Below are 24,326 nucleotides of genomic sequence, written 5' to 3'. Positions count from 1 at the left end.
ACTATTCATTTCCGCAGCAAAGAGGCTTTCGCGGGGCCGCCTTTAGCCCTGCGAAAGCCTCCGTAACTTATAGCTGTATCCTGCTTACCTTACTGAATTGGAGCCAGATGCGCCCCGTCAATGACCGTGAACGTTGATCCGCCACCCGGAACGGTCCAGGCTACGGACAGGGAGTCATCGCCCTGATCTTCCTTGTGCAGCGCCTCTACGTAATAGCGCTGTCCTGCGGTCAATGTAATCTGGCCGGACTTCTGCGAAGGCTGGTAGGTCCAATTTCCCGCTGGCGTCCAGCCGGCTACGGTGGCGATCAGGACCTTATTGGCCGCACTGTTAGTCGTGCTGAGCCAGAGCTCACAGTCATTATCTCCGGCAATGGCAAACTGATAAACACCTGTAACCGTCGGCACAATATATCCTCTTACGCGTTCCCCGTAGCTGTTGGCCCAGTTCGACGGACTTGTAAAACTCGTCAAGGCCGTAACCCCGGTTGGTGTCGTCCCTACCGGGATGGCTGAAACTGAGCCTCCCGTAACATTGGTCCAGTATTCACGGGTAATCGTCCCGACCTGAGTCAAACCACCAGGCGTCGGTGTTGGTGTTACTGTTGGCGTCGCCGTTGGTGTTGGTGTCGGTGCTACCGTTGGCGTCGGTGTCGCTGTCGCCGTTGGTGTCGGTGCTACCGTTGGCGTTGCCGTCGGTGTCGGCGTTGGTGTTGGCATCATTGTCGGTGTCGGTGTTGGTGTCGGTGTCGGGTTGCTGCCTCCACCCTGGTTCACATCACAGGTCTTGTAGAAACCCACGGCCGGATCGGTGCCGAAGGCATTCGTCGAGCACATGACGGTATTGGTGTAGGTGCCGTAGGCGTAGCTGTTGTTCGCCCCGAAGCGCACCTGCTTGGTGCCTGTGAAGTTACAAGGATTGTTCTCACCGGCACAAGGAACCCAGTTAGCCGAGGATACCAGCGTCGTTACGCTTAGTGTATTGCTCGCGGCCGACAGGTTGCCTGCTGCATCCTTCGCCTTGACAGTGAAGCTGTAGGCGGTGCTTGCCGCAAGACCCGTCACCTCAAAGCTGAGTGCTCCCGTGGTCGACCCGGCCAGTACGCCCCCCTTATAGACATTGTAGCCCGTGACTCCAATATTATCGGTTGATCCGCTCCAGGTAAGACTGACACTGATGTCCGTCTTGGCCGGTGAAGCGAGATTCGCCGGAGCACTCGGCGCCACCGTATCCGGACCATTTGTCGTTACACTCAGCGCATTGCTTGCCGCCGACAGATTGCCCGCCGCATCACTGGCCTTCACCGTGAAGCTGTAGGCTGTATTCGCTGTAAGCCCGGTTACCGTATAAGAGGTTGCCCCTGCACCTACTGTAGTTCCAGTGCTTACACCATTTTTATAGATCGTATAGCCATATACCCCCACATTGTCGGTGGATGCCGACCAGGTCAGATTGACTGTGGTATCTGTTTTGGAAGGCGAGCTTAAGCTGCCGGGTGCGGTAGGCGCTGTAGTATCCGGCGGACCAGCGTATACGGTCACCGTCTGCTCCTTCACACTGGCCCGGCCGCCATTATCCCAGACACCAAGTATGACCTTATAGGTGCCTGCCTTCTGGTACGTATAGGTTGGACTCACCGTGGTAACCGGAATGCCTTCACCCAGATCCCACAGATTCTCCACAATACTGCCGTTGTCTGTGGACGTATTGGTGAATGTGACGGGCTGGCCGAGCTGAACGGTCAGCGGTGCGGTGAAATTGGCTACCGGCTTCGGATCACTGAAGCCCCGGCTGGTAAGCTGCGTATTCGTACCGTTGCCGCTGACGGTATTGCCGCTCCACTCCAGATCAGCAGCCGCTGACGGATACTGGTCAATGGATGGTCCACTGTTTCCAGTAATGGTGTTATTAACAAAGCTGATCCGGTCCACCCCGGAAGCTGTCGTAATCTCAATAGCCTTCCGGCCGTTATTCAGAATCTGGTTGCTGTCAAAAGTAATGTTCCGCGTATCCCCGTGAATCCGCACGGCATTGCCGTCATACCCCGGATAAGCGGCGGCAGGGTTGCCGGCCGGTCCATTTTTCCAGATATTCTTGTAAAAGTACTGATACTGCTCGGTTTGTCCGGTGCCGGCACCCTGAAGCTGCATACCCCACATCACGATGTTCTGCACCGTATTGTAGTTCCACAGCTGATAGCCCGTACCCGGCGACTGCTGCATGCCCACCTGCTGTCCCCCGTCTACGAGATTGCCCGAGGTGACACCATGGTCAACCATAACCTCCAGCCCCATGTGGCCGACTGAGCCGTCCGTTGCCTTAACTACATTGTTGCGCACCGCAATATACTTCGAGCGGACGGCGCTGATCCAGTGATCGACGTTGTTGTTCTCAATCAGCGAATAGTCGACGTTGGTGTGCAGCTCGATGCCGAGGCCCTCCATTTTTTTACCGGTGCCGGTGATGGTGTTGCCGCGGACGATAGCGTAAGGACTGTCATCATTCACAAAAATCCCGCCCCGGCCCGTATCCGCAATCGTATTATTCTCAATCAGCGCATAGCTGGAGCCCCAGCCGGCCCGTACCCCGCCTCCCCAGTCGGAATTCACACCGGTGTTGGTGATTGTATTGCCCGAAATCTCAATATGGGTCGATCTTACAGCATATAGCGCAAAAGGTCCGAAACCGCTCGATGCGACGAAATCCTTGACCCGCAAATTACGCATCTTGTTGCCGTCGCTGTCTTCGGAAGTAACGGCAGACTGGGCTGCGGTGTTGTTGCCTCCATCGAGGGTCATGTCCGATACTTCAGCATTCAGCGCATTATGCAGGTAGAAGAAGGTTGCGGCCGTGGCGCCGGGAGTGAACTTGATAATTACCGAATCCCGGCTGGCCCCGGCAATTTTGACGCCGGATTTGCTGTTGACGGTTCCTGACAGATAGTAGGTTCCCGCCGGAATGAGCACAGTGTCTCCGCTGACCGCTGCATCTACAGCACTTTGGAACGCCGCCTTGTCGTCTGCGGTATCCCCGCCGTTCGCACCGTAAGCGGTTACATTCACTGTTGCGGCAAACGCCGGAGTTGCCGGCACGGCTGGCAGGAGAAGCGATACAGCACCAAGAATACAGAGTATCCGCACTTTCAGTTTTGAGGCGTGTTTCAGCTTGCTTGTCATCTTCATAAATCCCTCCCCTTCAATTCTGAATCGGCTGCAAGACTGGCTTCCGGCTTTCCGCATGATCCGATGCTTCCGGCAGGGCAGACTGAATGTGAGCCGGGACATCTCCTCCTTATCTTGCCATGCCTTCTACAGGGGGAGAAACTGTTCATTTTATCAAAAAGCATGTTTTACACACTGTATAAAACGCCAAAAGCTTTAATTTTACAGAATATCATCCAGGCGTCTGACAAAAGCCTTGCACCTCTAGGCAAATTTGTTTAAAACTATATCATACCTACTCTCACAACTATGTCTGCGCCGAAGGGGCTGGATTTATGAAACCGTTCTCATTTTATAAATCGAAAAAATACTTCCAATCCGTCATGTTCTCCATCATGCTTGCCATGGCCCTGATTCTGACCGGCTTAGCCGTTGTAAATACCTATGTGCTGGAACGTTCGATCAAGAATGTGCAGGAGAATTCCAACCTTAAGGTGCTGACACAGACCCAATATAATCTCTCCTCCATGAATGAAATTATTACCCACCTCTCCACCTTCGCTTATAACGATAATCTGCTAATCCCGCTGCTATTCTCGAAACCCCTGCCTCAAATGGACTATATCCGCGGTTACCGTGAAATGGCCAATCTGATGAAAAGCTCATCGTTCCTGCACTCCATTGCCGTCTACAACGCTTCAAGCAACGAGCTTTACGGCTCGACCAGCAACTTCCTGGTCGACGGCGGTGTCACCAAAGAACGGATGACAGAGTGGCTGCTGCATCCGGCGCAGCCGCATCCGACCTCACGCCTGATCCCGGTGAGCCTGGAGCGGACGGACGGCGGAATCGATGCCTTCGCCTTCATCGTAACCGATGCCTACATCCCCTTTACCGGCGACCGGTCTGCACTCATTCTCTATATTAAATCCGGCTGGGTCTTCGACAGCCTCGCCAAACTGAATGATGCAGGCACAAGAGCCCAAGGCCAAATCTATATCCAGACTTCCGGCGGACAGCTGCTGTCCGGCGAGAACCTCGCGCAGAGTAATCAACCGGACCTGGACGGTATTACCGAACTGATCCGGCAGCATAAGGCCATGACCGGCGCAGGCTCCGGTTCAGTCACCGGCAATACCGGCAACAGCAAAAGCATTATCACCTATATGGAAGGCATCGGCGACTGGACGATCCTGTATGTCCAGCCGTATGCCTCCGTCATGAAGGATGTGACCGATGCCCGCACGAAATCGCTGCTGATTACCGGCGGCTTCCTGCTGCTGTCGATTGCCGTATCCGTCTGGCTCTCCTACAAGCTCTATGACCCTATTGAGAATATGCTGCGGCGGATGCGCCCGCTGTCCGCAGATCCGCAGCAAGCGGATGAACCATACGGTAACGAGCTGGATCTCATGAGCGGGCATTATCAGCGCATGCAGGAGAAGCTGCAGGAGATCAGCTCCGAGCAGATCGTGAACAAATATTACATCCGCAAGTTCCTGACGGACAGCCGGATCTTCTCCCATAATGACATGCAGCTGCTGATTGAGAAGCACGGGCTGCAGATCTCCGCCCGGGAATCCCTGCTCGTATGTGTGCTGCGCATCGAACGTTATGCCGCTTATGACCTGGCGACGCCGCCTTCTTCCAAGAAGCTGCACAGCTTCGCCCTGGTCAATATCGCCCAGGAGATTATGTCCCGTGCTTACCCCTGCGAAGCTGTAGATCTTCAGGGCGACCATATCGTGCTAATTGTATCAGCTACCGGCAGCACATCTGATTTTGCCGGCACGAAGCCGCTCATCCGGGAGATTCAGGATACGATCGGCCAGTATTACGGCCTGTCGTTGTCCGGGGGAATCAGCAGCGTAATCTCCCAGCTTCCGCAGCTCTCCGCTGCTTACTACCAGGCCTATCAATTATCTCTGTATACCTTCGCTTCGGGATACAAATCGATCATCCTGCCGGAGGATGTCCGGGAGAATCTCGGAAATAAACGTAAGACCCTGCCGCCGGATATTGAACGCAAGCTGTCGGAGGCGCTGAAGAAAGGCCAGCTCACGGCCGCAGGCAGCGAACTGGAGAAAGCCTTCTCGCTCCTCGCCACATTCCAGTATGAAGAGATGCGGCGTGTCGTTGCCGACCTGGCTTGGGTGGTGCAGAATACAGCGGCGGAAATTGCCGGCAACCGGGTAGGCTCCCTGCCCCTCGACATCGACCAGATTCACCGGATTCCCCAGGCGCATGAGACGCTGGAGGAGATTTACGTAGCTCTTCTGTCGCTGTGTGCCACCATCTGTGAAGGCCAGCGGCCGGCCAGTCCTGAACGTAATGAGCTGATTATCGGCACTGTCAAAGAGGTCATTGAACAGAAGTTCAACGACCTTAATCTGAGCCAGCAGTCCATTGCAGCGAACGTCAAGCTGACCTCCGCCTATCTCGGCAAGCTCTTCAAGGACAGCTGCGGCGTATCCATTACCGAATATATCAACGATATCCGGCTGCGGCATGCACAGGAGCTGCTGCTGCAGAGCGATTATACGATTTCAGAGATTATGGATAAATGCGGCTATGCCAATCAGAGTTACTTTTTCCGGCTGTTCAAGACCCGGTTCGGCACCACTCCGAAGGATTACCGGCTTAAGAAATCACTGTCCTGAACGTGCCGATTCCAAGAATACACAGGAATTCTCATATTGTATACTCCCGCTGCACAGCTTTTCGAACATGACATTGTATCCTCCCTCTTCCCTCCATGGCATGATGGATTCATAACAGAACGGAGGAGGAGATGAAGATGGGAAAGCCTGAGCCGGCCGAACTAAGCACACTTCCGGGGAACACAGGCCGCAGGCAGCCCGCTGTTCTACGATGGGTGATAAGCGAATTCAGGCATCTGCGCAAGAACCGCGAACTGCTGCTGCTCGCCTTGCCCGGAATACTATTCAAGCTGGTGATCGCGTACTTTCCAATGGTGGGTCTGATTCTGGCATTCAAGTTTTTCAGATATGACGAGGGGATCTTCGGAAGTAAATGGGTAGGATTGCAGAATTTCGAATTCCTCTTCAAGGCGCAGGACGCCTTCCGCATTATCCGCAATACGCTGCTGTACAATTTTTCTTATATTATCCTGGGGACGGTCTCCGCCCTGCTGCTCGCACTGCTGCTGAATGAGCTGTCAGGCCGGTTGGTCAAGGTCTACCAGACGACGATGTTCCTGCCTTTTTTCATCTCCATGGTTATCGTCGGTTATATTGGTAACGCTTTCTTTGACTTCCAGAACGGATATCTTAACACGCTGCTCGGCTATGTGGGCATCGACCCGCATAACTGGTATCTGGAGACGACCCCCTGGATCTTCATTCTCCCGCTGGTCTCACTCTGGAAAGGCATCGGCTTCTCTACCCTGATCTATTATGCAGGCATGACCGGCATTAACCCGGACTACTATGAAGCTGCCACCCTGGACGGGGCGACCCGTGTACAGATGATGCGCAGAATTACGCTGCCCCTGATCAGGCCGCTGATCATTATTCTCTTCATCCTGGGGCTCGGTAATATTATCCGCGGCGATTTCGGCCTGCATTATTTCCTGCCGAACAACGTAGGGCCGAACTTCCCGACCACCGACATTATTGATACGTACGTCTACCGGGCACTGACCAAGCTGGGGGATATCAACTCCGCGGCAGCTGTCGGCTTCCTGCAATCGGTAGTCGGACTGATCACAGTCGTCACTGCCAACTATGTCGTCCGCAAAATCGACGATGACAGCGCACTTTTCTGAACAGGAGGAGCACACACATGAACATGAACACAGCCAAATCCGCACCGTCTAACTTCGGCATCAATATATTTTTCATCATAGTCTGCCTTATGATCGCTCTTCCGTTCCTGCTCGTCATCTCCATCTCGCTGACATCGGAGGATGCGCTGAGCCAGTTCGGATATAACCTTCTGCCCAAGGCGTGGAGCTTCGAGGCTTACCGGATTGTGTTTGAGAAGCCCACTACCCTGCTGCGCGGTTACGGGGTAACGATACTGATTACTGTAATCGGCACCGTGCTCTCGCTCCTGCTGACGGCCATGATGGCTTATCCGCTCAGCCGCAGAGATTTCCGCTACAACCGCCAGCTGACCTTCTTCGTCTTCTTCACCATGCTGTTCAACGGCGGACTGATTCCGTTCTATATCCTGATGACCCAGTATCTGCATCTGAAGAACACGCTGGCTGCGCTGATCATTCCCGGTCTGCTAAGCCCCTTCAACATTATGATTATGAAAGGCTTCCTGGACAAACTCTCCAAGGAAATCATCGAGTCGGCCAAGGTTGACGGCGCCCGGGAGTTCCGGATTTTCTTCCAGATTATCCTGCCGCTGTCCACGCCTGCTCTGGCTACGCTCGGACTGCTGATATCCTTCGGCTACTGGAATGAATGGTTCAATGCCCTGCTCTTCATCGATAATGACAAATTCATCCCATTGCAGCTATTGCTCGTGCGCATCCTGTCCCAGGCCGACTTCCTGGCCAACTCGCCGATGGCGGAGGTCTCGGATAAGCTGAAGTATGCGAGCTTCCCGACCTTGTCGGTGCGGATGGCGATGGCTATTGTAGCCAGCGGTCCGATGCTGCTGATCTTCCCTTTTTTCCAGAAGTACTTTGTCAAAGGCATTACGGTAGGCTCCCTGAAAGAATAGCTTCTATTCTAAAATAATGGAGGGTTCATGAATGATCAAACACACGAAATCCACCGCTGTGCTGCTGTGTGTACTCCTGCTGTGTCTGTCGGTTCTCGCGGCTTGCGGCAACAGCAATAATAATGGAGACAACGGCGCAGCAGCCACAGGCAATGCCACAACCGAACCGTCCGCCACAAGCGGCACCGATCCCGCTTCCACACCTGCCGCCACCGAGCTTCCTGAGGTTAAGCTGACCTTCATTTATCCGGTAGCCGCTGACCCGGGCAAAGACCAGCAGCTGGTGAACGATGAGATTAATAAATACATCAAGGACAAAATCAACGCCACCGTCGAGCTCAAACCGCTGACCTTTGACGAATATGAGCCAAAGCTGAATGCCATGCTCGCCGCCCAGGAAGACTTCGATATTGCCTTCAGCTCCAAGGGCTGGCTCGGCAACTATCAGCCTTATATTGACCGGGGCGCTTATCTGGAAATTACAGATGAGATGATCAGCAGCTATGCACCCGAAGCCCGCGCCAATATTCCTGACAAATTCTGGCCGGACATGAAAGCCGCCGACGGCAAAGTCTACGGCTTCCCGATCTATCAGATCGCAGCCAAGCAGAAGAGTCTGGTGATCCAGAAGCGTTTTGCCGACAAATACAATCTTGATCTCGCGTCTATTCAATCGTACAAAGACATTGAGCCGTTCCTCAAGACACTGAAGGACAATGAAAAAGGCATCATACCGCTCGGTCTCGCCCAGAATTCCAACGGCATCTACATTGACCGCACTGAAGTCGGCGCCGACGGCTCTTCCGTATTCTATAAGAAAGACGATCCGGAGATGAAGTTCATCTCCAAGATTACACAGCTGGAGAACAAGAAAGAATATTTCCAGACGATGAACGCCTGGTACAAGGCAGGGTACATCAACCAGGATGCGCCTGTGCTGCAGAATATCAATGATCTCAAGAGCAAAGGCAATGTGGCTGTAGCGATTGAATTCACCTCGAAGCCGGGCGGAGAGATTGGTGAGAAAGCGATTAACGGCGGCAATGATGTCGTATACGCTCCGATCTCTGACAGCTATTTCACCGGGATTGCCAGCGCCATTCAGGTCATCAACAAGAACTCCAAGAATCCTGAACGTGCCCTGATGCTGATCAATCTGCTCAACACCGACCAATATCTCTATAACCTGATCTGTAACGGTATCGAAGGCACGCATTACACCAAGGTCGACGAGCAGAACATCGCTCCGATTGAGAATTCCGGCTATGCGCCTAACGGCGACTGGGTGTTCGGTAACCAGTTCAATGCTTATCTGAAGCCGGGCCAGGCCGCAGATACCTGGGAGAAGACCATCGAGCTGAACAACAATGCAATCGTGCCTGCCAGCAACGGCTTCCAGTACAGCGAGGATAAGATCAAGGCAGAGGCCGCCAACATCAACGCCGTCAAAAATGAGTTTGAAGCTGCCCTGGAGACCGGTGCGGTTGATCCGGACAAAGTCCTTCCCGACTATATCGCCAAGCTCAAAGCCTCAGGCATCGAGAAGGTAGAGGCTGAGATCACTGCCCAGTGGACCGAGTTTCTGAAAAACAAACAGTAAGCTGCGAATGTCAGGGAACGGCGATAGGCCTTCTCCGGGGGCTAACACCGTTCCCTGTTACTTTCCCATTAAAATTAGCAGTTTTATAAAATGGTGGTCACAGGGAGCATCCCCCCAGCATTTTTAATTGGATAAACGTATCTTAATTTGGGTGTTTTGAGGGAGTCGGGGGTATTAGTTGGAGAAACGTCATTTAATTTCATGCATTTCCCCTGCTCTGATCTATTTGCAGCCTATTAAGTGCTGATTATCCAACTGTTGCCCGGCAAGGGTCCCTCCGTTCATAAGCAAGTGGACAATATCCAACTATATCCGGCTACACCCGCATTCACAGCCACAGCCACAGCCACATCCGCAGTCAAGCCCTTGCCAATGCTGCTCCCGGCTTCTTTAGCCGCTTCTTCGGAGTTATCCGCGTTTTTGGTATTGTTCAATTTACACTATAGTAAAAAGCACCGGCGCTCTGTTTCAGCGCCGGTGCTTTTTGCATACCTGCTATAGGTTCTCTACAGCTGAAGCATAGGCTCAGCCGCACGACTCACCCCCTACTCAGCTGCTTAAGCTTTCAGCTGCGCCAGAATCTCAGGGTCTTTAATCTTCGTATCCTCAGCCAGCAGCACGACCTTGGAGAGAATCTCCGCCGTGCGCGGATCTTCGTCCAGGAACGGCAGGAACAGCCGGCCGCGGTGCTGCGAATGGACCGGGATAATATGCAGCGCCCCGCTGGCCTGCTTATAGCTCATGCCGCTGCCCAGATGCACTGCATATTCGCCCAGCGTCCCGGTAATCCGGGCATAGCTGCCGTCCACGCGGACGTTGCCGATCTTCAGCAGACGCAGGGACTCACTGACGATCACCCGGCGCATCTCTATAGTCGTCAGGCTGGCCTCCGGATCGACGCCTCCCACATGCGCTACGCTCACTACCAGATCCACATCGCGCATCACCTCGGAGAACAGGCGGGGCGGCACCTTATCCAGCATGACGTTCTTATACGTAGTCCGGTCGAAGAACTCGACCGTCTCCAGCGTTGGTGCTTCCGTATCCGCCGGGGAGAACCAGTCCGCCATGGCGTAGAGCCGTGCAATCAGATTCTCGCCATAGAATACCTTCTGCAGCCCTTCTTCATAGCTGACCGTCCACTGCCGTTCTCTCAGCAGTGCAACCGTCTTGCGCGGCTGCACCTGATGGCCGGCATAGCGGCGGGATACGCCGCCATTCGCCAGTTCATCCACATTCGGCAGATACAGCTCCCGGAAGATCTGCTTGAACGGCTGGCTGAGCTGCCGGTCGAACAGATCCTTCTGGTACAGGCTCCACTGCCCGCTGTTATACAGATCAAGCGGATGGGCGATGAATAGCTCATCCTTATCCGTAAGAGCAGTTTGCGCTCCGGAAGGATTCTCCAGCGCAGGCGGAACGGCCGCGAAGTAACCCAGTGCGCTGCCGCTCTTCAGGACAAGACCACGCAGCAGCGGCGCCAGAATAGGATTCCGGCTGAGCCCGGTAATCTCCTGCAGCGTGAAGCTGCTGCCTGATTCCATCGAGCGCTCCAGCTCCAGGCGCGCCCGGCGGAACTGGGCCGTCAGCTCGCTCCGCGTTTCCTTCAGCGCCTCGATATAGGCATCCTTCTTCAGGCGGGCAGGCACCGATTTCAGCACCTTGCCTTTGCTGGTAATGACAAGCTCGCTCTGACCCTGCTCATCAATGACCAGCTGGGCGAAGGTGTCGGTATCCAGCGCGTGCGGCTCGAAGTATGGCTTCAGCTCATCCAGCTTGCGGGCTTCGATATCCCACATCAGCCGGGTGACATCGGCATATCCGGCATTGCGGGCCAGATTGCCAAGGGCAATCCGTGCCGCCAGCCCCTCGCTCGCCCGCCGCTGCGCGCCGAATTTCTTGCTCTCCGCGAGGAAGCGCTGGATCAGCTCATAGCGCTCCCGGATATCCTGCTCCCGGTCCTTACGGAGCGGAATCAGGCTGTAGCTGAGCAGATGGTCTTTGTTACGCTTTTGTTCCACAGACTGCTTCATTTCCTCCAGCTTCAGCTTGCCAAGGGTGGCATCAGCGAACAGCTGGGAGCGCCGGTGGTTCGCACCCGCGGAGATATACTTCGCAGAGTCATAGAGCAGATCGAACCGCTTCTGTCCAAGCGTCTGATACGCCGACTGGAACCAGTTCATATCAAAAGCGCCGTCATTGAAGTCCTGCGGGGTAATCGGCGAGTAATGCGCCACCACCGTCTCCTTCTCCGCCGAGAAGCTCTCGTTGATATGGGCGTGGAAATACCACGCGGCACTGCGGATGCCTTCCCAATCCAGATAGCCGGAGATAATCTCAATCCACTGCGGCGCATACATGGCGGCTTCCAGCAGCCGCTTCTCCGTGATACCGGAATCCTTCAGCAGCGTCCGCAGGAGTGCAGAGTCTTCACCCTCCCGGGGATGGCTAACCTTAAGCAGATGGCTGAATGATTCCTTCTTCGTGATACTGTCGCCGTAGCCATATACATAACCCCGGATGAAGGTCTCCTTGTCGAGCCCCGCCAGAATACGGATGAAATACTCCATTCCCTGGATCCGCTGCAGCCCCATCACCAGCGGGGTTACCTCGGTCGGCAGCTCCCCGCGGGCCAGCTCGATTTCCAGCAGACGGTCAATCAATACGGTGCGGATTCCGGCAACCCGCTCACTGTCGTCAATCCACTCCACATTCCGGCCGGTTAGGGTGCGCATGTGATGGCGGTTGTCATGGCCGGCAAGCAGCTCCTTGTACAATTCACCTTCACCGGTTAATCCCGTTTCGTAAGCCTTCAGATAATCGTACAGCTCCAGCCTGGTGCCGGCATCCTCCGGGTTCATCCGGTCGAAGACATACAAGGATCTGAACAGCTCCTTGAAATCCTCCGGCCCGTCCGCCCGGTCCCGCATCATCCTCAGCCATGGCTGGGCCAGAACATTCAGCAGCGCCGCCTCACTTTCCAGCTTATCCTCCGGCATCGCTGCCATCAGCGCATTCAGCGCCCCGGCGGCCAGGCTGAAGTTATCCTGTTTATCACTGTCTGCATAGAAGGCACCGATCAGAGTCTTCACCTGATTGCCGTACCGCAGCCCTTCAAACAGCTCTGCTACATCCCTGATGGTCTGCAGCGGATATACCTGCTCCGTGAATTCCGCTCTCCAGCCCTCCAGCAGCTTATGTTTTTTCAGCTCCCTATAATCCATAGAGCCTCTGTAGTACCGGTAATAGCTCTCCATCGTTCCATCCAGATCATCAAGCTGGTTGTAAAAGTTCAGCTCCAGCAGCATCTTTGGATTCCAGCCGCTCTGCTGGAGATAGGCGGACCAGAGCTCATGGAGCGGATACTCCTCCAGTTGAGAAGCCGATTTGTCCCTGTCCTTAGCCATAGTCCATTTCAGTGTGCGCAGCACCGCACCGACCAGCAGCGTCTCCTTCTGGCCGGAATAATATTCGCTGACATATTCCGTGTCCCGCTGTCCATGAATCTGCTCATCCAGCCCGTGCAGGAAGGTCCTGATCTCCTCCAGCGGCAGGGAGAACACCTTATCCCAGCTGAATTCTCCGGGCTGCGGCCCCCCGGTCAGCCATGCTTCCGTCTCCCCCGGGTTGAACAGCCCGAACCCGCTCGCCGCCGTATATTCATTCCTGCGGCTAAGCTTCGCGATCAGCTCCCGTTCCTTCGCCGCAGGCTCGGCAATCGCTTCCACCTGTGGACGCACCGCCTCATACAGGCTGCTGCGCTGCTCATCCTCGAAGAGCACCGTCACCATCTCCAGCGCGGCCAGGCGCTGCAGGCTGTTTTTCTCCTGCAGCAGCCGCTGGATGCTGCCTTCAAGCGCCGAATCCGGCTGGCTGAGCAGCAGCCGGGTCACGTTCTGGCGCAGCGATCCGGTCTTCAGCTTCAGCAGCGCCTCGGCCTGCACCAGTTCCTCCGCATCCAGTGTCCATTCCTTGGCCTGCTCCAGGGCCAGCTCACGGTTCTTCATGCTTTTATCGCCAAGGCTGGCGAACACGAATTCACGCTGCACCGGATTCAGCGGGTCGCTAATGAAGCTGGCCAGCAGCTCGCCGCGCAGATCCGGCGAGAACTCATCCTTGAGTGCAATCAGCTCGGCAATCCAGGCGCTGTCCATATCATACGCGGTCAGGTACAGCATTTTGCGCACCGGAAGCTCCGGGGTGTAGTTCACCTGGATGAAATCCAGCACTTTGGATTCCCCGGTTAATTCACGATGGGGAGTGCGCAGGAACATCGCTTTGAGGGCAGTGAAATCCCGCTCTCGTGCCGCCTTCTCCCCCAGCTGCGGTGAACGCTGCAGCTCCAGCTTGGGCCCGTTCTTGTCCGGTCTCCACAGCCTGCTGTAGCCGTAGCTATAGTTACTTAGAACCCAGTATTGCAGCTCCAGGTCCTGCTCCTCCAGAGATTGCCGGGCGCTCTCCAGCCGGAGCTCGCTGTTCTGGCTGTTCGCCAGCACATACTGGGCCACAATCTTCTGATAGAGCTGCCCTCCGGCCATCAGAACCCCAATCCGTCCATAGAGATCCTCTTCCTCATGCACAGCTGTTGCCCACAGGCTCAGGTAGACATGATGGGCGTTCGCATCCTCCAGCCATGCTGCCCGCACCGCTTCATCCTGCAGCACCAGGTATGCGCCTTCAATCAGGCTCTTGGCCACCCGTTGATTCTGGGCTTCCAGCCCCATGCCCGTCCACACGCCCAGCGCGCGCACGACAGAGCTGTAGCGGATGAAATCATTGTCCAGAATCAGCTTCAGCACGTACAGATTGTTATCCAGAGTTCCTTCATCCATCCGTTCCACCAGCGATTGGCGCAGCCCCTCCTGCAGCTTGGCAGCCAGCAGCAGCTCGCCCAGCATCACCACAGCTTCCTTCCGGTGACTCATGAATACGCCCTTGATCACCTCGTAGCTCAGCACCGCTGCCTGGTTATCGCCGTAGACCATTTCCTTGAGGTCGTCCAGCATACCGCTGCTGTCCTCACGGTCCAGCTCATAGGCAATGACATCGCTTAAGACCAGCCTGAAGCGGTAACTCACATTGTAATCCGTATCGTTGTCCTTTTTGCGCAGATACTCTCCAAGGACGAAACCCTGCCGCTCCATGAAGATCAGCGAGCTCAGTTTGCTCAGAATTTGTGCGCTGTGCAGCTCAAGATTACGGGTACGGTAAGGTCTGCGCACGTATCCCCTGCTGTACGGATACTCCGTACAATGCTCCACTATGTAAGTCATCACTTCTGCGGTATACGGGCTGAACAGCTTCCTGACAGCCGTCAGCAGCGGTTCATAGAATCCTTCTGTCCTGCCGCCGGCCAGTGTCCTGAGCTGTTCCATGCACGCCTTGCTCTCGTCCTCCTGGCCGCCATAATAATTCAAACGGCTGAGTCCAATAACGACAGACGCAAGACCCGATGTTTCTTCATCCAGCCCTTTGGCCTTATTCTCCATCTCCGCATACCATTGTGCTTCCAGATCCTCAGTTTTACTTACCGCCATATCCTGTTCCCCCTTCTACCTAATCTTCCTACCATAGTCTTCCGGCCAGCATAGTGAACCGGATGAATACCAGCTCATCCCCGTCCTGGATCTGCAGCGGCTCCTCTAATAGGGCACATTCCCGCTCCTGCAGGAACACCTTATATAATCCGTCCTCAAAAGCAAGCAGTGCAGCAGCAACCGCTTCACCGGTATCCGGCGGTTCACCGTTATAAATGGTCGCGAAGCCGACCTTGCCGTTCTCTCCCTGCTCCTGGATCTCATTGCCTGTAAGATAAGGAATAATATCTCCCCGCCCCTGCTTGTCCACAAGTCCCTGCACCTGCCGGACTACGATCTCAGTAATCAGCTCCTGCAGTGTAGCAGGAGCCCCCTGCAGTACTAATTCCTGCCGGGCAAGCACCGGTTTGCGTTTGCCCAGGCTTTTGACAGTAACATACAGCCGCACATCTATCCCTCCTGTTTCTACAGACAAGCCTTACCGGAAAACAGACCATCTTAGATTAATACCCAATTCCGGCCCCTCTGCCGCGCTTCGGCTAGATTTCACACGATGAAATTCGGAGCGGACATCGATTCCGTCCCGCCATCCCCCTGCAATCCGAACCAGCGCTCCAGTTCAGCGAAATTCTCCTCCAGCGTCCGGCTGCCATCTGCCTCCAGCACCTTCAGCTTCCGTTCCCCTGCCTCACTCCTGATCCTCGCAGCGAACAGCGCGTCTCTCTTCATCCAATTGTTGAACGAAACCTCCGGATTCTCTGTTGCCTGCAGGATTCCCTGAATCCATTCCCGCTTGCTGTACTGCTCCCGCTGGAACGGTTCCGCCGGGATCACCCAGATTGCCTTATCCATCGGCTTCAGAAGAGGCGCCACCAGCGCCGGCAGCAGCTGATTCCCCTCCACAACAATGGGGCCATCGCCCGAACACTCAAGATCGCTCAGCACATAATTGAAATCCTCCCGCAGACACCCGGTATAGACATCCAGCTGTTCAGTCACATCCCTGGTGAAGAACACTTCATTCATCGACATCTGCGATACCCGGTACATTGCAGACTGCGCCTTCCCTGTAATTCTCTGCAGGTGATCCTCATAATGCTCATCGCATGCGTAAAGCGTCATATTATATTTCTCCGCGAGGCGCCCCGCGAGCGTGCTTTTCCCGGCACAGGCCGAACCGCCGATCCAATAGATTTGTCTGTTCATGTACATCCGCTCCTTTGTTCTCCGGCATTACCTGATACTGAGCTATTCGACACCGGATTGCCGCCGTTCCTGCATCAATCTGCCATTTCACCGCCGAATTCCCCACACAAGCACTTTTTTTGTTAAAATAGAAATGTCGGCGCAATTACGGGCAATCCGGCGCCAGTCACTGAAACGGAGGCATTACCTGTGGATTATATTATTCTGGACATCGAATTCAACGGCCGCAAATTTGCCAGTGAGCACCCTATGGAGGTCATTGAGATCGGAGCTGTCCGTCTAGACGCTTCATTGCAATATAAGGGCGAGTTCTCTGCCTTAATCAAACCCATATACTTCTCCACCCTCAATTCCTTCATCAAGAAAAAAACCGGCATCCCCCAAGAGGATATCGATGTCGCCGACCGGTTCCCGAAGGTGATAGCCGCCTTCAGAGCCTGGCTTGACCAGAGCACGGACGGCGTGCTGCTGCTGACCTGGGGCGGCGAGGATATGAAACGGATCATCCAGGACGTGCGGATGCACAAAATCGATGACGCCTACTGGATGGAAGCAACCTACTTCGATCTGCTCAAAGGCGTACTCCGCGCCCGCGGCCTAAGCAATGACATCAGCGTTGAAGGCGCTATGGCCCTGTTTGGCCTTGAGCCTTCCGGCTCTGCACACCGCGCGCTGGATGATGCCAAGATGACGGCCGATATTTTCCGTGCGGTCTTCAGCGAGCTGGATTTCGGGCGCTCCCAGCACTATATCGACACCTTCTCCAACGCCAGAGAACGCAAGACCGTCAAGATCGCCATCAAAGCCATGACCTCCCAGAAGATCGTTCCCACCTGGGAGCTTGTAGCCGAGCATTACTTCCCTGCTGAAGATGCTCTGGCCGACCCCCGGAAGCTCGCGGAACTGCAGGCGTATTTCGCCGCCCAGGTCGGCAAGAAATAGACAATCCCCCCCACAAAGTGGGGCGTTAGCTTCGAGGATGACTCAGGTACTTTGCGGGGACCCCAAAACACTTAAATTCTTATCTTCCAAGGCTTACCCTGCACATGACAGCGGCAGCTTTCCCTTAGACATTCATCGGGGAGACTGCCGCTGTTTGCTGTTTGGTGTTTGCGAGGTTATCCGGTTATCCGGCCAGCCCTCGGGTTATCCTAAAATTAGGATTTGACATTGCCGTTACGTGAAGGTGTACAGTAATTTTTGTAAGCAGCAGCTTACACGGCGGGGACGCTAGAGCACGTCCAGCTGTACACGCCAAGACAGAGTTGGAGGCTGAAATGACAATGGAGTACACTGTTCAGAAGCTGGGAGCGCTCGCGGGGATCAGTACGCGGACACTGCGGTATTACGATGAATTCGGGATTCTGAAGCCGGCCAGAATCAATTCCTCGGGATACCGCATCTACGGCCAGGCCGAGGTAGACCGGCTGCAGCAGATTCTCTTTTACCGGGAGCTGGGCTTAAGCCTCGAAGGGATCAGGGACATTGTCACATCACCTTCCTTCGATGGGGCCCGCGCGCTGCGTGAGCACCATGACAAGCTGCTTCAGCGGAGACAGCAGCTGGACCGGCTGATCGCGAACGTCGAGCAGACACTTGCACACACCGAAGGGAGAATTACAATGAGCAATGATGAGAAATTCACAGGCTTTAAGCAGAAGCTGATTGACGATAACGAGCAGAAGTACGGGCAGGAAATCCGGGAGAAGTACGGCGAAGATGCCGTAGAGAAGTCGAACCGCAAGCTGAAGAACATGACCGAGGAGCAGTATGCTGCCATCCAGCAGCTTGAAGCGGACATGTTCGCTTCGCTGGAGCAGGCGATGGAGGAAGGAGATTCTGCAGGTGAACTTGCGCAGAAGGCAGCTGATCTGCACCGCCAGTGGCTTAGCTTCTACTGGGATACCTACACCAAGGAAGCTCACGCTGGGGTAGCGCAAATGTATGTCGATGATGAACGCTTTACCGCCTATTACGACAAACGCCGTCCCGGACTGGCCGGGTTCCTGCGGGATGCTGTACATGTGTATACGGGAGCGAAGCAGTAATGTGATGTTCCCCTTATAAAAAAGAGAGGTAGCCGGATTGCACGGCTGCCTCTTTTTTTTACTGCTGTATGGCTCAATCATCATCGTCGTCGGAGTCTACATCTGTGTACACAATCTTGGCTGTATACGCATCGACTCCCACTTCCGTCGAGACCCGTCCGTTTCTGATCTCCACCTCATACACGGCTCCGCCATTATCCCGGTCAAAATCAATTTCAGCTACCGTTCCTTTCACTGAGGCTGATGCTACTTCGGCCGCTTTGGCCGCTGTAATCAGCGTTCCGCTTGGTGCTGTAGCAGCAACTTCATAGTTATCATCGTCGTCATCGTCTGTTTCTTTGCGCACGCTTATCACTTTACCCGTGTACGCATCTACCCGGACATCCATCTCCTGCTTGGTCTGCCGGATCTCGACATCGTAATACGTACCGCTGAGTTTCTTATCCAGATCAATGCTCTCTACCTGTCCCGGTGCCGCCTTCAAGGCAATCTCTTCGGCTTTGCTTACACCGATCAGCGTTTTGCTCTGACTCTGCACCGATGCGGCGGCTACCGCAGTACCGCCCTTAACCTCGCCGATACCGTAGGCACCTCCGAGAATCAATGCTGCTGCCGCTATACTGCTCCATACTTTTTTCTTCATCTTTGCCGCCTCCTAAGTTCAATCTGTGCTGCTCATGTAGTAACTATAACGGTCCAACATGAGAGGACAGCGGGAGGAACATTAGAATTTGATGAGAAAATTAACCTCACAAAGTGGAGTTATAACTTCGATGTTTACTCAGGTATTTTGCGAAGGCCCCAAAACATATAAATTCTTGACTTAGAAAAAGGCTCAGGAGTTATCTCCATCCGGTTCTTCCCACGTTACTGACATAATGCTGCCAGAGATGGCGTTAACCTGAACTACGGCCTCTCGTCCGTCTGAAGTTTTAATCTCCACCAGATAAAATGCGCCTGAGTCATTGATTCCGGTGTCCACATCATCCGGTTCCCCCGCTACTTCCTGCAATGCGAGCCGGACCGCTTCGTCTTCTGAGACCACACGCTGCGCGGACGGGGACGGAGCTGGTGATGGTGCAGCAGTTGCTCCGCCCGCAGGGGCTTGAGAGGCTGCGGGTGTAGGCTGAACAGTTGGCTCTGCTGCGCGCTTCAGCAACACTATGGAGAGGATCTCACCTGTTGCTCCATCCAGCTTCAGCTCATATAATCCCTGCGCAGTCTCCAGCTCTGCCACATATTTCCCGGACTGCAGCCTCAGACTCTCTACCGTTCCGGCATATTCCTTCAGCACGGCCTGTTCCGCCTGTTCCCTGGACAGCAGCTGTTCGGATTCATTACCGAATATCCGCAGTGCAGCAAATACCAGCACGAGGAGCACAGCCAAAATAATGACCGCCTTATACAGAAGGCTCTGGGTCGATCGTTTATTATTCACTCGTTTCGTATTCTCACGTTGCTTGTTCATTGTCCTCCCCTGCTCTCAGCGGCAATCCGGATCATCACCGAGGTTCCCAGACCTATTGCACTATTCATGGACAGCTTGGCACCAATCGCACCTGCGATCTCTGCCGCAAGCGACAGCCCCAGGCCTGCACCCCCGCCCTCGCGGCTTCTTGCCTCATCCACTCTGTAGAAACGGTCGAATATCTTAGGCAGCTCCTCCGGAGGAATCCCGATCCCCCGGTCCGTAATGACTATAACCCGCTCCTGCCCGGAAGCTTCAAGGCTGACAGTTATCGCCTCATCACTGTATTTGCGGGCATTGTCCAGGAAGATGAACAGCAGTTGCCTCAGCTTCGCTTCATCACTGTAGCCTTCAACCGGGCCCTTGGACTGGACGGTCACTTCTCTCCCATATGCATTATGGAATACCCTGGCCGAAGCTCGGGCCAGCTCTTCCAAATCGATCATCTTCATCTCAAGATCCCAATGCTCATGATGCTTCGCCAGCAGCAGCAGCTGCTCAGTCAGCCCCTTCATCCGTACAGCTTCAGAATGAATGGCTTCAACCGATTCATTGAACAACTCGGGATGTTCCAGCCCTCTGCGCTTCAGCAGACTGGCATAACTCTCAATTACCGTCAGCGGTGTGCGCAGTTCATGTGAAGCATCCGAGACGAATTTCTCCTGCTTCACATGATTGCTCTCCAGGAGGGCAATCATCTCGTTGAACGTACGCCCCATCTCCACCAGCTCATCCCCGGAGGTCTCCTTCAGCGCAAGCCTGCGGAATTTCCCGCTGTTTTTGATCTCCCGCATGGTAACTGTCATTTGCACAATGGGGCGCATAATCAGTCCCGACAGCAACCGGCTGGAGAGCAGCAGCGGCAGCAGCGCAACAAGCGTGGCTCCGGCAAGCACAATCCGCAGCACCCGCAGTGTACTCATGGTGCTCTCCAGACTTTTGGTCATCTGGACATTCATGACGTTCCCGTCCGTCCAGATGACCGGAGTGCTCACGAATGCATAGGAGCGCCCGCCCGCCTGTATAATTCCAGTGTGCTTCTCAGGATGATAGACCGGCTTCAGCCGGCTGATCTCCTGTTCGGAGGCTGAAGTGACAGGCGCAGGACCGCTCCCGTCCGGCGCGAGCAGCCGGAGCATCCCTTCAATCGGCACATAGGCCCGGAGCAGCTCCGGTGCCGCTACCCCGCTTCCCGCCCTTCTCATATCAGCAGCGACCCTGGCTGTCTCGGCAGCAGCCTGTTCCAGCTGGCTATCTGTCGACAACCGGCTGAACATCAGGTAAATGAACAGGTTCATGATGACAAGCAGTACGGCAAACAGCACACTGGAGTACAGATAGATTTTGCTCCGCAGCTTCATAGGGAGTCCTTCAGCACATAACCGATGCCCCGCACCGTATGGATCAGTTCTTCCTGATTACCCTGCGTAAGCTTTTTGCGGACATACCGGATATAGACATCCACGACATTCGTATCCCCGTAATAGTCATATCCCCAGACGGCTGTCATAATCTGCTCCCTGTTCAGCACCTGGCGCTTATTCTTCAGCAGGAACACCAGCAGATCGAACTCCCGCGGAGTCAGATCAATCCTTCTGCCCGCCCGCATTACCTCACGTGTAGCTTCGTTCAGCTCAAGATCATCCGCTCTCAGCCATGAGTCTGTTTCCGCTGTCTTACGTCCTGATGCCAGCCGCAGCGCAGCGCGGACACGCGCCAGCAGCTCCTCTATTTGAAAAGGCTTGGTAATATAGTCATTTGCCCCTAAATCCAGCCCTGATACCTTGTCCTCCACCGAGCTTTTAGCCGTAAGCAGCAGCACAGGAGTATCGGCATCATTCGCCCGGATACGCCGCAGCAGCTCTATTCCGCTGAATCCGGGCAGCATTACATCCAGCAGCAGCAGATCCGGCTGCTGCTCCTGATACAGCTCAAGTCCCTGATGGCCGCTGCCGGCAATGGATACACGGTATCCCTCACACTCCAGCTCAATCTGCAGCAGACGGGCTATTCTCACCTCATCCTCAACAACCAGGATAGATTCTGTCATTGGCGTTCCGCCTTTCTGCCTGCATGCACGTGTATGCATGCTTATTCTTAATCCGGCTGCCTCCATTGTAGGGCATAGGCAGGCGCAGATTCAAACTCTACAACTGGCCACCGTCCCCTCGCTCCTCGTAATTCTCCAGTTTATTCTTAATAGTGTGAACTATATATCCCCTTAACAAAGGCCCCCTCCCCCTCTTCCTCCACATGCCCGCCTACCGCTCAACCAAAGGGATTTATCCCTTTCATTTCCTCATTCTGTCCGCCTTTCGCTCAATCAGAGGAAATTATCCCTCTCATTTCCTCATTCTGCCTGCCTACCGCCAAATCCCGCTTATTGCCCACTCTCTGCGGATTAAACAAAAAAGAGTGCTCCAGGCCGCTTAAGCGGCTCGGAAACACCCCATTCTCTTCTACTGCGTATGCACACGCAACAGCAGCAAGAAGTTATAAGCTGCGGTGCAGCAGCTCCAGCACACTGCGCAGCTCGGCAACCGCTACCTGTCCCGGAGCCGAAGGCTTATGCGCTGCCCCGAAGGTCAGCGCTGAGCCGAAGATTTCACCGGCAAGCCGGCTGATTACGCCCTCTCCGGCCATCGACATTGTAATGATCGGACGGTCCGCATACTGCTCCTGCATCACGTTTGTTGCCGCCAGCAGGGTAAGCACATCCCCCGCACTCTGCGGCATCACAGCAATCTTCGGCAGATCTCCGCCAAGCTCCTGTGCTCTGCGCAGCCGGGAGACGATTTCATCCTGTGACGGCGTGCCCTGGAAATCATGATTCGATATAATCACGAATACCGCATTGTCATGCGCTGTGGCAATCAGCCCGCGGACCTCCTGTTCCCCGTTAAACAACTCCACATCCACAATATCAACATATCCGCTCTCTACAGCGGCTTTGTTGAGCCGGAAGTAATATTCTGTGGAGATTTCCTTCTCCCCGCCCTCTTTGGCGCTGCGGAACGTGAAGATCAGCGGGATCTCCGGCAGAAGCTGCTGGATTTCCCCCAATACCTCCGTTACCGCTGCGATATCCTCCACTTGGCTGAAGAAATCGCTCCGCCACTCCACCACATCCGGAGCAAGAGCCTTAAGGGCCTCCGCCTCTTCCCGAAGCTCGGATAACGTTGTTCCGACCAGCGGAACACAGATTTTGGGCATCCCCTCCCCAAGGGTTACATTCTTAACGGTTACTGTACCGCTCATCGTTTCAGCTCCTTATGTATCAGGCTAAGCCTGTGAATTAACCGCCCGGCTCGCTTGTCCGCAGCATTCTGTATCTGGTCAAACAATCCTGCACAGAATACAACAATCCCCGCAATATATTAACCAGAATCCGGAATTGTTGTATAAAAGGCAATATTCTCCCCTTACCATGCAGAATAAAGAAACAATTCATGTATTTCATACAACAATCCGTCCGGACAACGCGGTATTTATGGATTCAAGTTGTAATACCTGCAACATTTTGCCTATACAGAGTGAACTTACGAATCTCAAAGGACCGTTTACACGATCCTTACGCTAAATTTACTGTGCGCCCGGCTCGGCATCAGCAGCTTCCTGCAGGAACTGCTTCACCTCTTGCAATCTTGGCAGCGAAGGAATCGCTCCCGCTTTGCCAACCGCCAGTGCACCGACCGCATTCGCGAATCTAACCGCTTCATCCAGCGTTTTCCCGCGGGTAAGCTGCCAGGCCAGCGCCCCGTTGAAGGAGTCGCCCGCCGCCACTGTATCTACAGCTTGTACCGGGAACCCGGGAACATGCAGGCTGCCGGCGGCATTCACAATCAGCGCCCCTTTGGAGCCCAGTGTGACAATAATGTGCTGAACCCCTTTTTGCAGCAAAATCCGTGCCGCACGCTCCGCATCATCCACACTCTCTACGGAAATACCGGCCAGAATGCCCGCCTCTGTTTCATTCGGAGTCAGGTAAGTCACATGATGAAGTAATTCATCTCCGAGCGGCTGAGCCGGTGCCGGGTTAAGGATCACCGGAATTCCATGGCGGGAAGCAACGGCAGCCGCAGCCTCTACCATAGTCAGATCCGTCTCCAGCTGCATGACGACAATTCCGGCTTGGCGGATAACCGGTTCAAGTGCTTCAATATCGGCCGGCTTCATCTCAACATTCGCACCGGGGACCACGATAATCCGGTTCTCGCCTTCTCCGTCCACCACAATGGAGGCGACTCCTGTAGCCTGTGACTCACTCTGCGTGATATATCCGGTGTGAACCTGCTCCTGTGTCATAACCTCCAGCAGTCCGCTGCCAAAAGAGTCCCGGCCCACTCTGCCGATCATGGTTACCTCCGCGCCAAGTCTGGCTGCAGCAACGGCCTGATTGGCACCTTTTCCGCCCGGGGACAATGCAAATTCCTGACCAAACAGCGTCTCGCCCGCTTCCGGAGCCCGTTTCGTGCGTACTACCATATCCATATTCAGACTTCCAATTACGACTATACTCAACATGAACACCACCACTTGGTTTATTTCCATTGTTTCTTCGCCATTAAGGCTACCTTCTCCATGGAAGGGACGGCACCGGCGTTACTG

The 24,326-nt window shown here is 54.6% G+C and carries 16 protein-coding genes; 6 read left to right on the top strand and 10 right to left on the bottom strand.

Annotation, left to right across the window (positions count from 1 at the left end):
• Positions 1 to 89: 89 nt before the first annotated feature.
• Positions 90 to 3,182 (bottom strand): fibronectin type III domain-containing protein, encoded by a 3,093-nt coding sequence (locus P40081_RS38205; protein WP_197074331.1) that lies wholly within the window; start codon positions 3,180 to 3,182, stop codon positions 90 to 92.
• 314 nt (positions 3,183 to 3,496) lie between these two features.
• Here P40081_RS38205 and P40081_RS04780 point away from each other — a divergent pair, with 314 nt between their 5' ends.
• From P40081_RS04780 to P40081_RS04765, 4 genes are all read left to right on the top strand, one after another.
• Positions 3,497 to 5,821 carry a helix-turn-helix domain-containing protein gene (locus P40081_RS04780; RefSeq protein WP_042133708.1) on the top strand — a complete coding sequence of 775 codons (2,325 nt, stop codon included), beginning with the start codon at positions 3,497 to 3,499 and terminating at the stop codon, positions 5,819 to 5,821.
• Positions 5,822 to 5,958: 137 nt separating this feature from the next.
• Positions 5,959 to 6,948 carry an ABC transporter permease subunit gene (locus tag P40081_RS04775; protein ID WP_042133706.1) on the top strand — a complete coding sequence of 330 codons (990 nt, stop codon included), beginning with the start codon at positions 5,959 to 5,961 and terminating at the stop codon, positions 6,946 to 6,948.
• 17 nt (positions 6,949 to 6,965) lie between these two features.
• Positions 6,966 to 7,859, top strand: a complete 894-nt coding sequence (locus P40081_RS04770; RefSeq protein WP_042133704.1) for a carbohydrate ABC transporter permease — start codon at positions 6,966 to 6,968, stop codon at positions 7,857 to 7,859.
• A 31-nt stretch (positions 7,860 to 7,890) separates the two neighbouring features.
• Positions 7,891 to 9,459 (top strand): ABC transporter substrate-binding protein, encoded by a 1,569-nt coding sequence (locus P40081_RS04765; RefSeq protein WP_052421670.1) that lies wholly within the window; start codon positions 7,891 to 7,893, stop codon positions 9,457 to 9,459.
• Between the two features lie 557 nt (positions 9,460 to 10,016).
• Here P40081_RS04765 and P40081_RS04760 read toward each other — a convergent pair.
• The 3 genes from P40081_RS04760 to P40081_RS04750 form a co-directional block, all read right to left on the bottom strand.
• Positions 10,017 to 14,996 (bottom strand): DUF4132 domain-containing protein, encoded by a 4,980-nt coding sequence (locus tag P40081_RS04760; protein WP_042133703.1) that lies wholly within the window; start codon positions 14,994 to 14,996, stop codon positions 10,017 to 10,019.
• 28 nt (positions 14,997 to 15,024) lie between these two features.
• Positions 15,025 to 15,444: a hypothetical protein gene (locus P40081_RS04755; RefSeq protein ID WP_042133701.1), complete on the bottom strand. Its 420-nt coding sequence runs from the start codon at positions 15,442 to 15,444 to the stop codon at positions 15,025 to 15,027.
• Between the two features lie 98 nt (positions 15,445 to 15,542).
• A complete protein-coding gene (locus P40081_RS04750) occupies positions 15,543 to 16,202 on the bottom strand; it encodes a hypothetical protein (RefSeq protein ID WP_042133699.1) in 660 nt (219 codons plus the stop codon).
• A gap of 189 nt (positions 16,203 to 16,391) precedes the next feature.
• Here P40081_RS04750 and P40081_RS04745 point away from each other — a divergent pair, with 189 nt between their 5' ends.
• Positions 16,392 to 17,144 (top strand): 3'-5' exonuclease, encoded by a 753-nt coding sequence (locus P40081_RS04745; RefSeq protein WP_042133697.1) that lies wholly within the window; start codon positions 16,392 to 16,394, stop codon positions 17,142 to 17,144.
• A gap of 341 nt (positions 17,145 to 17,485) precedes the next feature.
• Entirely contained in the window at positions 17,486 to 18,250 is a 765-nt protein-coding gene (locus tag P40081_RS04740) for a MerR family transcriptional regulator (protein ID WP_042133695.1), read from the top strand.
• A 73-nt stretch (positions 18,251 to 18,323) separates the two neighbouring features.
• Here P40081_RS04740 and P40081_RS04735 read toward each other — a convergent pair whose 3' ends face one another.
• From P40081_RS04735 to rbsK, 6 genes are all read right to left on the bottom strand, one after another.
• On the bottom strand, positions 18,324 to 18,893 hold the full coding sequence (locus P40081_RS04735; RefSeq protein ID WP_052421669.1) for a PepSY domain-containing protein: 570 nt from the start codon (positions 18,891 to 18,893) through the stop codon (positions 18,324 to 18,326).
• Positions 18,894 to 19,085: 192 nt separating this feature from the next.
• Positions 19,086 to 19,718, bottom strand: coding sequence for a PepSY domain-containing protein (locus P40081_RS04730; protein ID WP_052421668.1), 633 nt, complete (start codon positions 19,716 to 19,718; stop codon positions 19,086 to 19,088).
• The gene (locus P40081_RS04725; protein WP_042133693.1) at positions 19,715 to 21,079 is read right to left on the bottom strand and encodes a sensor histidine kinase; all 1,365 of its coding nucleotides are present in this window, start codon (positions 21,077 to 21,079) and stop codon (positions 19,715 to 19,717) included. Before P40081_RS04725 ends, P40081_RS04730 begins: the two co-directional genes overlap by 4 nt.
• The gene (locus tag P40081_RS04720) at positions 21,076 to 21,768 is read right to left on the bottom strand and encodes a response regulator transcription factor (protein ID WP_042133691.1); all 693 of its coding nucleotides are present in this window, start codon (positions 21,766 to 21,768) and stop codon (positions 21,076 to 21,078) included. Before P40081_RS04720 ends, P40081_RS04725 begins: the two co-directional genes overlap by 4 nt.
• Positions 21,769 to 22,211: 443 nt before the next feature.
• A complete protein-coding gene (aroD, locus tag P40081_RS04715) occupies positions 22,212 to 22,976 on the bottom strand; it encodes a type I 3-dehydroquinate dehydratase (protein ID WP_042133690.1) in 765 nt (254 codons plus the stop codon).
• Positions 22,977 to 23,300: 324 nt separating this feature from the next.
• Positions 23,301 to 24,242: a ribokinase gene (rbsK, locus tag P40081_RS04710; protein WP_042133687.1), complete on the bottom strand. Its 942-nt coding sequence runs from the start codon at positions 24,240 to 24,242 to the stop codon at positions 23,301 to 23,303.
• Positions 24,243 to 24,326 lie beyond the last annotated feature (84 nt).

It is taken from the genome of Paenibacillus sp. FSL P4-0081 (assembly GCF_000758565.1).
GTDB lineage: Bacteria > Bacillota > Bacilli > Paenibacillales > Paenibacillaceae > Paenibacillus_AQ > Paenibacillus_AQ phytohabitans.
Note: the sequence above shows the minus strand (reverse complement) of the source record. Positions and strands in the feature narration are given on the sequence as shown.

Excerpts from the sequence above, each read along its gene's own strand:
- P40081_RS38205 (WP_197074331.1), bottom strand. The coding sequence starts at position 3,182 with ATGAAGATGACAAGCAAGCTGAAACACGCCTCAAAACTGAAAGTGCGG.
- P40081_RS04780 (WP_042133708.1), top strand. The coding sequence starts at position 3,497 with ATGAAACCGTTCTCATTTTATAAATCGAAAAAATACTTCCAATCCGTC.
- P40081_RS04775 (WP_042133706.1), top strand. The coding sequence starts at position 5,959 with ATGGGAAAGCCTGAGCCGGCCGAACTAAGCACACTTCCGGGGAACACA.
- P40081_RS04770 (WP_042133704.1), top strand. The coding sequence starts at position 6,966 with ATGAACATGAACACAGCCAAATCCGCACCGTCTAACTTCGGCATCAAT.
- P40081_RS04765 (WP_052421670.1), top strand. The coding sequence starts at position 7,891 with ATGATCAAACACACGAAATCCACCGCTGTGCTGCTGTGTGTACTCCTG.
- P40081_RS04760 (WP_042133703.1), bottom strand. The coding sequence starts at position 14,996 with ATGGCGGTAAGTAAAACTGAGGATCTGGAAGCACAATGGTATGCGGAG.
- P40081_RS04750 (WP_042133699.1), bottom strand. The coding sequence starts at position 16,202 with ATGAACAGACAAATCTATTGGATCGGCGGTTCGGCCTGTGCCGGGAAA.
- P40081_RS04740 (WP_042133695.1), top strand. The coding sequence starts at position 17,486 with ATGGAGTACACTGTTCAGAAGCTGGGAGCGCTCGCGGGGATCAGTACG.
- P40081_RS04735 (WP_052421669.1), bottom strand. The coding sequence starts at position 18,893 with ATGAAGAAAAAAGTATGGAGCAGTATAGCGGCAGCAGCATTGATTCTC.
- P40081_RS04730 (WP_052421668.1), bottom strand. The coding sequence starts at position 19,718 with ATGAACAAGCAACGTGAGAATACGAAACGAGTGAATAATAAACGATCG.
- P40081_RS04725 (WP_042133693.1), bottom strand. The coding sequence starts at position 21,079 with ATGAAGCTGCGGAGCAAAATCTATCTGTACTCCAGTGTGCTGTTTGCC.
- P40081_RS04720 (WP_042133691.1), bottom strand. The coding sequence starts at position 21,768 with ATGACAGAATCTATCCTGGTTGTTGAGGATGAGGTGAGAATAGCCCGT.
- aroD (WP_042133690.1), bottom strand. The coding sequence starts at position 22,976 with ATGAGCGGTACAGTAACCGTTAAGAATGTAACCCTTGGGGAGGGGATG.
- rbsK (WP_042133687.1), bottom strand. The coding sequence starts at position 24,242 with ATGTTGAGTATAGTCGTAATTGGAAGTCTGAATATGGATATGGTAGTA.